The sequence below is a fragment of the Nitratiruptor sp. YY08-10 genome, from assembly GCF_016629565.1.
Taxonomy (GTDB): Bacteria; Campylobacterota; Campylobacteria; order Campylobacterales; family Nitratiruptoraceae; genus Nitratiruptor.
In genome coordinates this window covers 1,603,518-1,618,766 of the sequence record NZ_AP023057.1, presented here as the reverse complement: position 1 = coordinate 1,618,766, position 15,249 = coordinate 1,603,518, and the positions used below count along the sequence as shown (strand labels likewise).

15 protein-coding genes are annotated in these 15,249 nt (G+C 39.6%); 10 read left to right on the top strand and 5 right to left on the bottom strand.

Annotation, left to right across the window (positions count from 1 at the left end):
* Positions 1-2 precede the first annotated feature (2 nt).
* From eno to JG735_RS08610, 3 genes are read left to right on the top strand one after another with little or no spacing between them, the layout of a single operon-like run.
* Positions 3-1,268, top strand: a complete 1,266-nt coding sequence (gene eno, locus JG735_RS08620; RefSeq protein WP_201334666.1) for a phosphopyruvate hydratase — start codon at positions 3-5, stop codon at positions 1,266-1,268.
* A 3-nt stretch (positions 1,269-1,271) separates the two neighbouring features.
* Entirely contained in the window at positions 1,272-1,541 is a 270-nt protein-coding gene (locus tag JG735_RS08615) for a hypothetical protein (RefSeq protein WP_201334665.1), read from the top strand.
* The gene (locus JG735_RS08610) at positions 1,538-2,026 is read left to right on the top strand and encodes an AMIN domain-containing protein (protein WP_201334664.1); all 489 of its coding nucleotides are present in this window, start codon (positions 1,538-1,540) and stop codon (positions 2,024-2,026) included. The genes JG735_RS08615 and JG735_RS08610 overlap by 4 nt, the downstream gene beginning before the upstream one ends.
* Here JG735_RS08610 and JG735_RS08605 read toward each other — a convergent pair.
* The 4 genes from JG735_RS08605 to topA are packed head-to-tail and all read right to left on the bottom strand — an operon-like array spanning position 1,995 to position 6,691.
* Positions 1,995-3,158 (bottom strand): cation:proton antiporter, encoded by a 1,164-nt coding sequence (locus JG735_RS08605; RefSeq protein ID WP_201334663.1) that lies wholly within the window; start codon positions 3,156-3,158, stop codon positions 1,995-1,997. The genes JG735_RS08610 and JG735_RS08605 overlap by 32 nt on opposite strands.
* Complete coding sequence (locus JG735_RS08600) at positions 3,151-3,990, bottom strand: biotin synthase (protein ID WP_201334662.1); 840 nt, start codon at positions 3,988-3,990, stop codon at positions 3,151-3,153. Before JG735_RS08600 ends, JG735_RS08605 begins: the two co-directional genes overlap by 8 nt.
* Positions 3,987-4,484 (bottom strand): metallophosphoesterase family protein, encoded by a 498-nt coding sequence (locus JG735_RS08595; RefSeq protein WP_201334661.1) that lies wholly within the window; start codon positions 4,482-4,484, stop codon positions 3,987-3,989. Before JG735_RS08595 ends, JG735_RS08600 begins: the two co-directional genes overlap by 4 nt.
* Complete coding sequence (gene topA, locus JG735_RS08590; protein ID WP_201334660.1) at positions 4,481-6,691, bottom strand: type I DNA topoisomerase; 2,211 nt, start codon at positions 6,689-6,691, stop codon at positions 4,481-4,483. Before topA ends, JG735_RS08595 begins: the two co-directional genes overlap by 4 nt.
* 65 nt (positions 6,692-6,756) lie before the next feature.
* On the opposite strand from topA, the gene JG735_RS08585 reads away from it, so the two are divergent.
* From JG735_RS08585 to JG735_RS08565, 5 genes are all read left to right on the top strand, one after another.
* Positions 6,757-7,551 carry a DegT/DnrJ/EryC1/StrS family aminotransferase gene (locus JG735_RS08585; RefSeq protein WP_201334659.1) on the top strand — a complete coding sequence of 265 codons (795 nt, stop codon included), beginning with the start codon at positions 6,757-6,759 and terminating at the stop codon, positions 7,549-7,551.
* Entirely contained in the window at positions 7,551-8,486 is a 936-nt protein-coding gene (locus tag JG735_RS08580; RefSeq protein WP_201334658.1) for a magnesium transporter CorA family protein, read from the top strand. Before JG735_RS08585 ends, JG735_RS08580 begins: the two co-directional genes overlap by 1 nt.
* Positions 8,477-8,698 (top strand): hypothetical protein, encoded by a 222-nt coding sequence (locus JG735_RS08575; protein ID WP_201334657.1) that lies wholly within the window; start codon positions 8,477-8,479, stop codon positions 8,696-8,698. The genes JG735_RS08580 and JG735_RS08575 overlap by 10 nt, the downstream gene beginning before the upstream one ends.
* Positions 8,698-10,413, top strand: a complete 1,716-nt coding sequence (gene asnB, locus JG735_RS08570; RefSeq protein ID WP_201334656.1) for an asparagine synthase (glutamine-hydrolyzing) — start codon at positions 8,698-8,700, stop codon at positions 10,411-10,413. The genes JG735_RS08575 and asnB overlap by 1 nt, the downstream gene beginning before the upstream one ends.
* 74 nt (positions 10,414-10,487) lie before the next feature.
* Positions 10,488-12,788, top strand: coding sequence for a GGDEF and EAL domain-containing protein (locus JG735_RS08565; RefSeq protein WP_201334655.1), 2,301 nt, complete (start codon positions 10,488-10,490; stop codon positions 12,786-12,788).
* Positions 12,789-12,806: 18 nt separating this feature from the next.
* Here the strand turns inward: JG735_RS08565 and dcd are convergent, their stop codons facing one another.
* Positions 12,807-13,364 (bottom strand): dCTP deaminase, encoded by a 558-nt coding sequence (dcd, locus tag JG735_RS08560; RefSeq protein WP_201334654.1) that lies wholly within the window; start codon positions 13,362-13,364, stop codon positions 12,807-12,809.
* Between the two features lie 76 nt (positions 13,365-13,440).
* Between dcd and accB the strand changes: the two genes are divergently transcribed.
* Together accB and JG735_RS08550 are read left to right on the top strand one after the other, a co-directional pair.
* Entirely contained in the window at positions 13,441-13,905 is a 465-nt protein-coding gene (accB, locus tag JG735_RS08555) for an acetyl-CoA carboxylase biotin carboxyl carrier protein (protein ID WP_201334653.1), read from the top strand.
* Positions 13,906-15,249 (top strand): acetyl-CoA carboxylase biotin carboxylase subunit, encoded by a 1,344-nt coding sequence (locus JG735_RS08550; RefSeq protein ID WP_201334652.1) that lies wholly within the window; start codon positions 13,906-13,908, stop codon positions 15,247-15,249. It begins immediately after the preceding gene.

Sequence of the window (15,249 nt, the reverse complement as noted above, 5' to 3'; positions counted from 1 at the left end):
CGATGGTTTATATTGACAATATTGCGGCACAAGAAGTTTTGGACAGCAGAGGAAATCCTACGGTAAAAGCAACGGTGATTTTGAGTGATGGAACGGTAGCGAGTGCCATTGTACCAAGTGGTGCGAGTACGGGGAAACGTGAAGCGTTGGAGCTTCGAGACGGTGATGATCGATTCGGTGGCAAGGGCGTTTTGAAAGCGTGTGAAAATGTGGAAGTGACTATTGCAGATGAACTTGTAGGTCTTAGTCCATACAATCAAGCCGAGATCGATGCCATCATGAAAGAGCTTGATGGCACAAACAACTACTCAAAACTTGGCGCGAATGCCGTGCTTGGTGTCTCCATGGCGGTAGCTAGAGCGGCAGCAAAGAGTCTTCATATGCCACTGTATCGCTATCTTGGTGGTGCCAACGGTGTTATCGTACCAACACCTATGCTCAATATCATCAATGGTGGGGCGCATGCGGATAACGATGTAGACCTGCAAGAGTATATGATCATGCCGACGGGATTTGACAGTTTCAAAGAGGCTCTTCGAGCAAGCGCTGAAATCTATCATACGCTCAAAAAACTTTTGGCTGAAGATGGTCACCCAACGGCTCTTGGTGATGAGGGTGGATTTGCACCAAATTTTAAAAACAACGAAGAGCCGATCGAGTATATTTTAAAAGCGATCGAGAAAGCGGGATATAAACCAGGCGAAGAGGTAAACATCGCACTCGATGCAGCAAGCAGTGAATTTTACAAAGATGGCAAGTATGAACTCAAAGGCGATAACAAGGTGCTCAGTGCTGAGGAGCTGGCTGAATTCTATGCTGACTTGGTAGCAAAATACCCTATCGTTTCACTAGAAGATGGTATGGCGGAAGATGACTGGGAAGGATGGAAGATCCTTACAGAAAAACTTGGTGATACAATCCAGTTAGTGGGTGATGATCTTTTTGTTACCAATAAGGCAATTTTGGCTGAGGGTATCGAAAAGGGAATCGCAAATGCCATTTTGATCAAACCAAACCAGATCGGAAGCGTGAGTGAGACGATGCAAACAGTACGGCTTGCACAAAGAAACGGATACAACTGCGTCATGAGCCACAGAAGCGGTGAGAGCGAAGATGCGTTTATTGCCGATTTTGCAGTGGCCCTCAATACGGCTCAGATCAAAACGGGTGCACCGGCTAGAGGGGAGCGAACAGCAAAATACAACAGGCTTCTTGAGATCGAGAGAGATCTTTTGTATCCTGAATATATAGGAAAAGAGCTTTTCTAACCGATGGCCAAACGACATGAGGAGCTCATCGACTCCTTAAACGGCAAAGGCCTTCTGGCCGCAATTGGCCGATATTTGCTGATACTTGGCATTGTCAGTGCAGTTGCGGTGTATATCGGATTTTTGCTTTTTGGGACGAACTCTTTGGAAGTGCTGTTTCAGCTCAATGTAACGCAAAAAAACCTGGAGAGAAGCATCAAATATCTAAAGGCCGAAAATGCGAGACTACAAAAAGAGTATTTCGAACTAAAAGAGTTGGAGCCTACCGAATGAAACGTCTACTTCTTTTGATTCCTGTGATGCTGTTGGCTCGGGAAAACCCCTTTTTTCTACCCAATGAATTGCCCAAAAAAACTTCTGAAATACCAAGGAGTGTTGACCAGACTCCCAACGCTGTGAAAAAGAATCTTCCAAAAAAAGTGCTCCACTCTTCCAAGCAAAAAAGCGTTCAAAAAGAGCTGCTCAAGCTCGTCATCAAACCTGCAACCATCTATATCTATACCGATCATTTGCTAATCAAAACCCAATCAAAACTGATTCGATCCTTTTTTACGACAAAACCGAAAAAACTGGTCCTTGATTTTGCCGGTAACAAAAGTTTTCGTACTGTCAAACAAAAGGTAAAAACATCCGATCTTTTTGTAGACATAGCTGCCGGGTCGCACAAAGACTATTTTCGTATAGCATTGCAACTCAAAAAAGCGTGTGCTAAAAAGATTGTAAAAACTAATGAGGGGTATCTGGTTTCTTGTAAGTAAATTTGACGATCCAGCGAATTGCTATCATGACAATCAAAACTTCGATGATACTTGCCAAGATGAGCGTCAAATAGGCCTCTTTTCCTAAAACTTTCGTATGCAACGCTATCGTAGCGATCGCAACAAGAAGTGTGAGAGGCATAGAGTGTGAAAGTGCGTAGAGTATGCCTTCTTTTAGTGAAAAAAAGCGATAAAAAGCAATGGAGCCAAGAAATCGTACCCCTATCATCGCAAGAGTGATAAAAAGTGCGTTGACAACCATTCCTTTCATGAATAGAGCTTCGATTTTGAAACTGCTGCCAGTAAAGATAAAAAATATCGGTACCAAAAATCCAAATCCAAAAGAAGAGAGTTTATGGGGCAGTGTCTTTTTGTGCTCGAAAAAGGTGGCGATGATGATACCGGCGATAAACGCTCCAAAAGCAACTTCAAGATGCAGATAGATCATAATGGCGATAAAAGTAAAAAGAAGTGCCATAGAGAGTCGAATATCCTGCTCTTCTGTATCGATGCGGGGCATGAGTGTGGTTTTGAGTTCAGGATACCACCAAAAAAGAACTTGAAGCAGTTTAAAAGTAAGCATTGTAAGCAGGAGAAAAAGCGACAAGATAAAAATACTTTCATAAAACTGTTTTCCCAGTCCAAACTCCATCACAGCACTCATAATGGTTAAAACGGTAATGGAGACAACTTCTCCAAGGCTTCCGATGGCCATGGAGAGATTGAGCCAGGAGACCCCTTTGCCATACTCTTTTTTCAAAGCGGCGATCAATCCTACAGAGATCAATGGAAATATGGCAATATAGATATCCGCAAGACCGCTGTATCGAACGAGCAAAAAGGAGAAAAGATAGAGTAGAGCGATATAGACAATACCACGTTTGATGATGGATTTTTCTAAGGAAAAGAGCTCTTTGAGATCCACTTCAAGCCCGGCCAAAAACATAAGATACAAAAAGCCAAACTCTGCGACCAGTTCAAACAGTGCTACATGCGATAGCAGTCCCAATGCTCCAAAAATGGTGCCAAGAGCGATCTCTACGACCGAGGTCGGGAGTCTTGTTATTTTGGATATAAAAGGGGATGTAAAAATAATTAAGGAGACGACAAGGATAATGTGAATTTCATTCATGACAGCTGGTGGCTATTTCAATTCCGAGTTTTTGCAACGTTTGGATATCTTTATCCGGACGTTCACCTTTCGTTGTGAGGTAGTCACCGATGACGATGGCGTTTGCCCCGGCATCTAAGATTTCTGGCCACCGTTCGCCAAAAACCAACTCTCTTCCACCTGCCACCATAATCATAGCATCTGGAACTCTTTTTCTCATAGTCTGGATAATAGAAAGTGCTTCAGATGGCTCAACAACTCTCTGTGGCAGAGGAAGCGCTGTATTGGGATGATAAAAATTGATGGGAATACTCATAGGCTTCAGGCTTGCTATTTGCTCTATAAATTCTTCCCTTTGTTTATCTGTCTCTCCCAGACCGAAGATACCTCCTGTACAAAGATTGAGTCCTGCTTCTTTTGCATTGAGACAGGTTTGATATCGCTCCTCCCAGCTGTGCGTTGAGCAGATAGAAGAGTAGTGGCTTTTTGCCGTTTCGAGGTTGTGGTTGTAGTTGTCGATGCCGGCACGTTTGAGCTCTTTGAGCTGCCATACCTCAGCCGTACCGTTGCAGCCTATAAGACTGATATCGGGTACCTCTTTTTTAACGGCGCTGGCCACTTGTGTAACGAAATCGAGAATTTTGTCATCGATGCCTTTCCCAGCCGTTACCAAACAAAATCCAATAGCCTTTGCCGCTTTTGCTTTTTTTGCCTCCTCGACGATCATTTCGATTGGTTTATATTTATATCTTGGGATATCGGCTCTATACTTGGTGCTTTGGGTACAAAACTTGCAATCCTCAGCACACACACCACTGCTGATATTGCTAATAGCACACAAATAGACTTTCATGCACAAACCCTCTCTTCCATCCAGCTATTTTTTTCCAAATCTTTGTATATATAAAAAACATTTCGTGACTCAAGCTCCAAAAGAGCCGATTCGATACGGGGTTTCTCCCTTGCACACACTTCTCCTGGATTGAGAAAGAGCGCTTTTGCCTTCTGGCATTCGAATTCGTGCAGATGACCATAAATGACTATATCACTATCCGGGGTGAGATAGTATGGCTGGTGCATCAGTTTGAATGTGGTATTTTCAATTGTAAAATAGTAGGGCTGTTTTTGAAGATTGACGTGTGGATACATTTCAAATAGATGCGCCGAGTCTGTATTGCCATAAACAGCGATGACAGGAATATCTAAGCCATCAAGGTATTGACACACCTCTTCGCCAATATCGCCTGCATGAATGAGATAAGCAATCTCAAAGCTTTTCAACTTTTCTACTGCTTCTTTTGTAAAATCCACTCTATTATGCGTATCTGAGATAATTCCTATTTTCATTTTTCCTCGTGCCCAATCTCTTCTCTGTGTTTACATTTGATGCACTCATATACCTCTTTATTGCGGTATGTGCGTTTTGCCATCATATATCCACATTCGCTGCACTGCTTGTCGACCGGCTCAAATTTTGAGACGAATGTACATTTTGGATAATTGGAGCATCCATAAAATTTTCCGCGTCTGCTGAATCGCTCAACGATCTCTCCACCGCACTCAGGACATTTCACATCCAGTTTTTTGGGTTCATTTTTCGCTAACGGTTTGGTATTTTTACATTTTGGATAGGCGCTGCAAGCCAAAAACGATCCTCGAGGTCCTTGCTTGACAACCATCGGTGAACCGCACTTTTCACACACTTCGTTGCTCTCTTGGGGCTCTTTTTCTTCAGATTCTATCTGTTCGGTATATTTGCATTTCGGAAAGGCGCTGCAAGCGATAAACTCTCCAAAACGCCCCTTTCTTTTAACAAGCTCTGCTCCGCATTCTGGGCATGATCTTCCTACCGGAATGGCAACTTTTTGGCTTTTGATCTCTTTTTTGCCTTTTTCGACCAGTTCTATGAAAGGATCATAAAAGGCTTTCAATACTTTTTGCCAATCTTTTTTTGCCTGGGCTATTTCATCCAGTTCCTCTTCCATTTTTGCAGTAAATGAGCTATCTACGATTTCCGGGAAATGCTTTTCCAGTACTTCGATCACCTTAAAAGCGGTTTCAGTAGGCTTGATAGCTCGTTTTTCAAGCTCGATATAGTTACGTGCCTGCAAAAGAGCAATAGTCGGTGCATAGGTAGATGGTCGTCCGATACCAAGAGACTCGAGCATTTTGATAAGACTTGCTTCTGTGAATCTGGCAGGGGGTTCTGTGAAGTGTTGGTTGGCTTCTATTTTGGTGAGTGTGGCAGGTTCTCCTTCTTTAAGGTCTGGAAGGAGTCTGTCTTTATCCTCATTGCCCAAAACTTTGTAAAAGCCATCAAAAATGAGTTTTCTTCCGGTTGCTTTAAAAGTGGCGCTTGGGCTTTTGAAATAGATCGTTTGAGTTTCAAAGATTGCATCTTCCATCTGAGAAGCAAGAAAGCGGTTGTAGATGAGGGTATAGAGTTTGAGTTCATCGGTGCTCAAATAGTTTTTGGCCACTTCAGGGGTAAAATCGAGCATCGTTGGACGAATCGCCTCATGAGCCTCTTGTGCCCCTTTGCTTTTTGTTGCGTACACCTTTGGTGTTTTTGGCAGATACTCTTCTCCAAACTGCTTTTTAATGAGCTCTCTTGCTGCCTCTTGCGCCTCTTTTGCGATATTGAGACTGTCTGTTCGCATATAGGTGATGACTCCCGTAACACCTTTTGGTGTCTGGACACCTTCATAAAGCTTTTGGGCTATCATCATCGTCTTTTTAGGACTAAATCCGAGCTTTGAGGAAGCGGTTTGTTGCAATGTTGAAGTCATAAAAGGAGCAGGCGATTTGGTGATGCGTTTTTTCTTTTCGATTTTGGCAACGACGAAAGATTCGTTTTTGACTCTTTCAACAATCTCTTTTGCCTCGTTTTCGTTTTTGATATCCATCTTGCCGATTTTTTTGTTCATATATTCATGCAAAGCAGCTTCGATGGTATCATTGAAAACAGCATCAATGCTCCAGTATTCTTGCGGTTTGAAAGCTTGTATCTCACGTTCTCGATCAACCACGAGTTTGAGCGCTGCACTCTGAACCCGTCCGGCACTCAGACCTCTTTGGATTTTGGATGAAAGAAGCGGACTGAGCTTGTAACCTACAATTCGGTCCAAAAGCCTTCTTGTTTGCTGGGCGTTGACCCTGTTCATATCGATTGTTCTTGGATTTTGCAGAGCCTTTTGGATAGCTGACTTGGTGATTTCGTGAAAGACGATACGAGGAAGTTCTTGGGGCTTTTTCCCGATTGCTTCGGCGATATGGTACCCGATAGCCTCTCCTTCTCGATCCTCATCCGTTGCGATATAGACTCTATCTGCCTTTTTTGCCAGCTCTTTGAGCTGTTTTGTGATTTGAGAATGCTCTTTGTCCACACGGTATTGCGGGATGAACTTATCCTCTTCTATCTTGATGCCGAAACTGCTTTTGGGTAAATCCCGAATATGGCCTTTAGAGGCGATAACTTCATACTCTTTGCCTAAAAAATTTTTGATGGTTCTTGCTTTTGCCGGTGATTCGACGATAATTAGATTCTTTCCCATTGAGTAACCTGAATTGTTTTTTTCGCTATTCTAACATATAATTAGGAAAAAAATAGAGGAGCCCTATGCACGTTTTATATGCCAAAAACAGCTCTATCATTTACTGTGCGCTTTTACATGCATACGGGTTTGATAGGCTCAAAATTCCGGCGATTGCTCCCACATTTTTTGCCAATATCGCCAAGATGATGGGGATAGAAATTTCGTTTAGGGATGTGAAGCTCGATTTTTCAAGTGATGCGGATGTGGTACACAACTTTTTTGAAAGTTTCACACCAAAAGCAAAAATCGTTTTTCAAAACTGGGGCGAGTGTGTGGGAGATGCAGAAGTTTTTGTGATGAAAAGAGCAGATTGTGTGAAGCTGGTTATCAAGAATGAGAAAATTGCGAAAAAAGTGGAGCTTTTTTTAGATGGCGGTGTGCAAAGAGGACGGCTTTGGAACTATGATGTTGTCGATGTGGGTATCAAAAACCTTCGCAGACCTTGCGAAGAAGATGGACAACAGGCGATTGAAGAGAGTAACGAAGTAGTGGAGTTTTTTGAAGAAAAATTTAGGGGCAGCCCATACTTCGATATCTTGAAAATTGGACAAAAAACGCTCAAAACTCAGTATCCCATCCTTTTGAAACCGTCACTGTATTGCCCGAAAGAGGATATTTTTGCTGAACTACGAGAAAAAGGTGTGCATGTGGAAGTGCGTTTCAAGCCTTTGTATCGCATGAGTTTTTTTCAAGGTGATTTTTTACCGGGAGCAGAGGAGCTGTATAAGGCTTTGTTGCTTTTGCCGATGAAAAAAGATGTTGTAAAGCCGCTTTTTGAGGTTTTGGATAAATACAGATATAGAGGGTGCAGTTTTTAATGTATGTTATATCAGATGAACTGGAAAAAAAAGAGCAGATAGAGTTAGAAGAGAACAAAAAGCAGATAGTCTTTACCTCTTCACACAACGAAAAGATCATTCAGTGGCTTTTGACCCACGGTTTTCATGAGAGCTTCATAGAAGATATTCAAAACGAAGACCAAAGTGTCGCTTTTGAGGAGGGGGATCGTTTCCAATTTATCGTTTTGAAATATTTCAAGCGAAGTGACGAACATCCTTTGATGTATGAAGATGCAAACATTATGATCATTTTGACAGGCCAGAAAATGATTTTTTTGTGTGAAGACAGAGAGATTATCCAGCGTGTTGTGGCAAGATTTCGAAAACGGTATCGCATCGGTGACCGGCTGGAGTATGCAACGTATGTTTTACTAGATATTTTGATCGATTTTAAGATGAATATCATTGATCTCATTGATGATAAACTCGAAATTATAGAAGATCGAATATTCAGTGAAGATGTGGATGAAAAAGAGATCCAAAAGAGTCTCTATTTTGCGAGAAGAAGTCTCAATAAAATTTCTAAGATAAGTGTGCTTGAAAACGACGTGATCAACAAAATCTACAATCACTTTCCCCCAACCATCCGAAAAAAACTCAAATATGAGTTTATCGATCTCAAAGAGCACCTCTCCTTTTTGATCAATGAATCCAAAGCGTACTTGGATAGAACAGGGTATTTGCAAAATCTCTTGATGGGATTTATGAGCAATCAGATGAACAAAACGATGCAGCGGCTCACTGGAATTACGCTTATCTTCTTGCCTTTGACCTTTATTGTGGGCAATTACGGGATGAACTTTCGTTATATGCCAGAACTGGACTGGAAATATGGCTATGCTGCCGTATGGGTTGTCAATATCCTCATTGCAGCGGGAATATACTGGTGGTTAAGGAAGAAGAAATGGATTTAAAAGAGATTAAAAAGCTTCATGAAAAGTGCCAAGAGGGAGAGTGCGATCTGTATAGCTTTTTAGAAGAGGCTTTACCGGAACTCTCTATCGAAGAGCGATTACAGGTAATGGCTGAAATACTCAACGACTTTTTGGAAGAGTACGAGTATGATATAGAGGACAAACTCAAACGTGAAGCCTATTCCATCACCAAGTTTTTTCCCAAAAAGTAATGTGTGCCATTTTTGGAATCGTCGGATCGTTTAATCCCCTAAAAGCAAAAAAAGCTTTTGAAACGCTTTCTCACAGAGGTGACGACGATATCGGATACTATGAAAAAAAGAATCTCCTTTTAGCCCACAGAAGACTCTATATTGTGGATAAAAACGCAAAACAGCCCTATATCCATGATGGCAAAGTGATACTTTTCAATGGAGAGATTTATAATTTTCATGATCTTGGTGCACAAAGCGAAGCGCAGGCGATAGCTAAGTCGCTTCAAGATTTTTCACAGCTTCAAGGGATGTTTGCACTGGCAGTGCTCGACGGAGAAAAGCTTTACTTAGCAAAAGATCCTTTTGGGAAAAAACCGCTTTACTACTATGTTGGTCACAATTTTTTTATCTTTGCAAGCGAAATAAAAGCGATCACAGCCTATCTGGGGAGCGTGGGGTACAATCACAAAGCACTGAGTTGCTATCTCTCTTTTGGCTCCATCCCAAATGAACATACCTTTTATAAAGGCATATACAAGCTCCTAGGTGGCCAAGAACTGATTTTGGATTGTCAGAGTCGAAAGTTTCAAATACGCAAGTTTACCACCCTTTTGCAAAAACGAAAAGCTGCTTTGGAAGAGGTGTTGCTGCAGAGTGTGCAAAAAAGACTGCAAGGCGATTTTAAGGTTGCTTCTTTGCTCAGTGGAGGGGTAGATAGCTCTTTTGTCAGTGCGGTAGCAAAAGCAATGCAAGGGCATCTTGCAACTTATTCTATCGGGTATGAAGAGGAGCGCTACAGTGAACTGCCTTATGCCAGAGTCGTAGCGAGCCATATCGGAAGCGAACATACCGAAATGGTAATGACAAAAGAGGATTTTTTTGAAACGTTGCATACCGTTATAGAGCATTTTGACGAGCCTGTTGGAGACAGCGCTTCTGTACCGCTCTTTTTTTTAATGGAGCGGATAAAAAAAGATGGGTTTCGGGTTGTACTGAGCGGAGAAGGAGGCGATGAGATCTTTTTAGGTTATCGGCAATATTTTGAGATGTTTGATCTATATAGGGCGAAAGATCTCAAATATAAAAACTGGCTCAAAAACTATTTCAGATCCCATTTTAGTCCGAACAAGGAGTGGGAGTGGTACAAGAGAGTCTTTGAAGATGAGGTGATTTTCAGATCCAGCTGTGAAGTCTTTACCGATCTGCAAAAAAACCTTTTTATGAAGCGCAATGTCAAAGATGGGGAATCTTTGGAGTGTATGGATGAGATTTTGCAGCAGTGGTGGCAGAGCGGATGGGAAGATTCATTTGAATTTTTTACTTTTGTGGATCTGAAAATCCGTCTAGAGAGTCTCTATCTGCATAAACTGGATATGGTGAGTATGGCACATACCATTGAAGCACGAACGCCCCTTTTGGATCGCACTATCTTGCAGGCGGCATTCGCACATGAAGAGAGAAACAAGACATCCAAATATCTTTTAAAAGAGGTTGCCAAATCCTATATCCCGCAAGAGATCATCCAACGAAAGAAGAAAGGGTTTAGCTATCCTTATATGCAGTGGATGAAACAGAGTGAACTTTTTGAAAAGATTCCAAAACTAAATGAGCAATACGATATTTTTAAAAAGGATCAGGTCGAGTTTTTGATGGAGAATGCCAAAAGAAACAGGTTTTCAAGACATTTTTGGCTCGTATTTGCCCACCTGCTTTGGCTTGATGAAAATTTTTAATTATATTTTTAATAAATAAATTGGTTATGATAGAATATTTATAGGGAATGAGAAATCCAACTAATTGGAAGACGATGTCAATCAAACGAGTGCTTATTTTTGTTCCATTTTTAGTAATTGTTACTTTTATGATTTTTTTTTATTTTTTTTCTTTAGACTTGCAAAAACTTGAAGATAAGAATATAAAAGCCTCGTTGTCTAATCAAATTATTAAACTGATGTATGAAGCAAGAATCAAAGAAAAAGATTTTATTCTGACTGGAAATATAAATGATGCAAAAGAGGTACAAAATATTGTAAAAAAGGCAATAGCCATCACGAACAAGCTTCAAAAAAATTTTACTAATCCTCAGAACATCCAGCTTGTTTCAAGAGTAATTACAAATATCAAACAATATTTTGCAATTTTTGAAAAATATACTTTGATTTATAAAGATTTATTAGATATACAAAAAGACTTAGAAAAACATGTAAATATTCTCCAGCGTATTGTATTTCACATATATATTATTCAAGAAAAGCAAAAGAGTATTGTTTTACATCAATTCTTAGGGGATCTTAATTATTTAACGGATGAGGTCCAGGAAGCAACTTTGTCAGAAAGAATATTAACTGAGCTCTTATTTCTCATCATCAACGAGTTAAAACTGAGGACAAATTATGACAAAAATCAGGTGCAACTTATAGAAAAACACATCCAATCTCTTAAAAGATATGCTACAAAATTACGAGACTCAGTAGAAAAAGTACAAAATAAAAAAATGGTTGATAACTTATTACAAAAACTACAAGAATTTGAAACAGTATTTTATCGCTATTTAGATCTACAAAATAGAGCATTCAATGTTTTTCATAGCATGCAAGAAGCAGCGACAGAAGTTATCCAATCTGTTATTAAGTTACGAGAGGATCAAAAACTTGAAAGAAATAGATTAATCGATACATTAACAAAAAGATATTTCTATCTAGTTTTATCAATAGGTGTATTATTGAGTGTAATCATACTATTTGTTAGTAAATTGATAATTGAGGATCTTAATAAAATTAATGAGTCAGCGAAAAAAATAACAGTAAAAAAATTTCATTTTCGAGAATTCAAAAAATTGGCAGCCAAAATTGTATCTATTCTAAAAGAAGAGTTGCAGCTTTTGAGACAATTAGAATACAAAACATATTATGATTTGTTAACTAATTTACCCAACAAGCTTAAGTTGGAAGAAGATTTAAATAATATCCATGAAAGATTTTTAGTAAATGCCTATCTATTTGATATAAAAAATTTCTCATTAATCAATGAATACTACTCTACAGAAATAGGTGATAGAGTTTTACAGGAGTTCGCAAAGCAATTAAGAGCATTGATACCAAAAGGTTGTAGTTTGTATCGATATAGTGCTGATGAGTTTATAGTTGTGGATTTTAAAAGAATTCTAAGTAGAGATATTGGAGAACATGTTTATAACGTTTTTCAAGAAAAAATCTTGAGAGTCAAATTTAATAATGATATTTTGCCTATTAATTTAGAATTACAAGTTGTTTGTGTTCAAGAAACCCAAGCAAAAGATCTGATAAGAAAACTTTATCTTGCTTTGATGTATGCAAAGAAAAAAGATTTAAATTATGTTGAATATAGTGATAGTATGGATGTTGAAAAAGATGTGGCAAGAAAATTTGAAGCCATTCATTTTGTTAAAAAAGCTTTACAAGAAGATAATGTAGTTCCAGTTTTTCAAAAAATTGTAAAACCTGATAGTGTGAGTTATGAATGCCTTATACGCATAAAAGAGAAGGGTCGACTTTTGACTCCTGGCTTATTTATGGATAGCATCAAAAATACGGCTTTTTATTATGAACTTACAAAGGTGATAATACGAAAAAGTTGTGAAACCTTCTATAATAGGGACGAGGAGTTTTCGATAAATTTTTCATATAGGGATATCGTCAGGGAAGATATTAAAAAATATCTTGTTGAATGTATTGATAGATATAAAGTACAAAATAGAATTATAATAGAATTGTTAGAAACAGATGTAATAGAAGATTTCAAAGATGTCATTCAATTCGTTAATCATATTAAACAGTATGGAGCGAAAATAGCAATTGATGATTTTGGTTCAGGGTATAACAATTTTAGCAATTTGATAGAAATAAAACCACATTATCTAAAAATTGATGGCAGTTTGATTAAAAATTTAGATAAAAATAAAGATGCATACATTATAGTCAAGCATATCAATGCATTTGCTAAAGACTTAGGTATTCCAACGATTGCTGAATATGTATGTAATGAGACAATATATAAAATTGTTGTTGATTTAGGAATAGATGGATATCAAGGATATTACATTGACAAGCCCAAGGAAATAATTTCATAAATTTTATTTAAATTTTATTTACAATATTTTAGGTAGTGTAATACCTCTTTGTTTTTGATATTTGCCCTGTTTATCTTTATAGCTTATTTCACACTCCTCATCTCCTTCAAAAAAGAGCACTTGGGCAATTCCTTCGTTTGCGTAAATTTTAGCTGGTAGAGGTGTGGTATTGGATATTTCAATAGTGATGTGTCCTTCAAACTCTGGCTCAAAAGGTGTGACATTGACAATGATGCCACATCGTGCATAGGTGCTTTTTCCAACACAGATTGCCAAGACGTTTCTTGGAATTCGAAAATATTCCACTGTTCTGGCCAGCGCAAAAGAGTTTGGAGGGACGATACAGATATCGCCTTTAAAATCTACAACATTTCTCTCATCAAAATGTTTTGGATCGACCACTTCTGCATTGACATTGGTAAAGATCTTAAACTCATCACTCACCCTGATGTCGTATCCGTAACTGCTAAGCCCATAACTGACGACACCTTTACCCACCTGATCTTCGCAAAAAGGCTCTATCATTCCCTCTTCTATTGCCTTTTGTCGTATCCAGCAATCTGCTTTGAGTCCCATCGATTTCCTTACTCTTTTCTTTAACAATTTTATGATATTATAGCATACTAACTATACCCATATTTTAGGAGTGATAATGGATTTTAAGCAGATAAAAGAACTTATAAAAATTTTCGATAAAAGTGGTCTAAGCAGACTGAAAATCAAAGAGGAAAATTTTGAGATTGCAATGCAAAAAGGAGCAGAAGTGGCAGTTGTGCAAGGAGAAGGCACAGCTCCTCAGCCTCAAGTGGCTTCTGCACCAGTTGCTGCCACAACTTCTGAGACTACTGCTACTGAACAACCTGTTCACAGTGCAAAAGGTGAATATATCACTTCTCCTATGGTAGGAACTTTCTACCGCGCACCGAGTCCGGACAGTCCCCCATTTGTGAAGGTTGGCGATGTGGTAAGCAAAGGGCAGACGATCGGTATTATTGAAGCGATGAAGATTTTTAACGAAATTGAAGCGGAGTTTGATTGTAAGATTCTGGATATTTTAGTGGAAGATGGCCAACCTGTCGAATATGACATGCCTCTTTTTCTCGTTGAAAGGGTCTAAATGGCAAAACTTGAAAAGATATTGATTGCAAACAGAGGCGAAATTGCCCTCAGAGCCATTCGAACCATCAAAGAGATGGGGAAACAGGCCATTGCTGTCTATTCCACTGCCGATAAAGATGCACACTACCTCAAGCTAGCCGATGCGGCTATCTGTATAGGGGGTGAAAAGAGTAGTGAAAGCTATCTCAATATCCCCGCTATTATCAGTGCCGCAGAGATTGCTGAAGCCGACGCCATCTTTCCGGGATACGGCTTTTTGAGCGAAAATCAGCAGTTTGTAGAGATATGTACCCTTCACGGTATCAAATTTATCGGTCCAAGCATCGAAGTGATGCAGCTCATGAGTGACAAAAGCAAAGCCAAAGAAGTTATGAAAAGTGCCGGAGTGCCAGTCGTTCCTGGAAGCGAAGGGGCTATCAAAAACGTAGAAGAGGCAAAAAAGATAGCAAAAGAGATCGGCTATCCTGTAATTTTAAAAGCGGCAAGCGGCGGTGGCGGAAAAGGGATGCGTGTTGTTGAGGATGAAAGCTACATAGAAAATGCCTTTTTGGCAGCTGAAAGCGAAGCAATCAGTGCTTTTGGCGACGGCACCATCTATATGGAAAAATTTATCAAAAACCCCCGCCATATAGAAGTGCAACTGCTTGGTGACAGCCATGGGAATGTGGTGCATCTTGGCGAGCGAGACTGTTCACTGCAAAGAAGACACCAGAAGATGCTGGAAGAGTCTCCAGCGATTTTTTTAAGTGAAGAGACGCGACAAAAGCTCTTGGATGTTGCGGTAAAAGCGGCGAAAGCGATTGGGTATGAAAATGCAGGTACCATAGAGTTTTTGGTAGACAGTGATCAAAACTTCTATTTTATGGAGATGAACACAAGACTCCAGGTTGAGCATCCAGTGAGCGAAATGGTCAGCGGTATCGATATCGTTGAGTGGATGATACGAATAGCCGAGGGTGAGACGCTTTTTGATCAAAGTGCTGTTCAGCTCAAAGGACATGCAATTGAGTGTCGAATCAATGCAGAGGATCCTGTGAAATTTATTCCGAGTCCCGGAAAAATTAAAACATGGATAACACCAGGCGGGAAAGATGTTCGCATGGATACCCATGTGTACTGCAACTATATCGTTCCTCCGTATTATGACTCAATGATTGCCAAGCTGATTGTCTGGGGTGAAGATAGAACAAAAGCCATTGCAAAAATGAAGAGAAGTCTGGAGGAGTTTGAAGTAGGTGGCATCAAAACCACTATCGATTTTCATAAAAAGATGATGGACAATCCCGATTTTATCTCCAACAACTACGATACGAAATATATCGATGAGAAGTATTTAAAATAG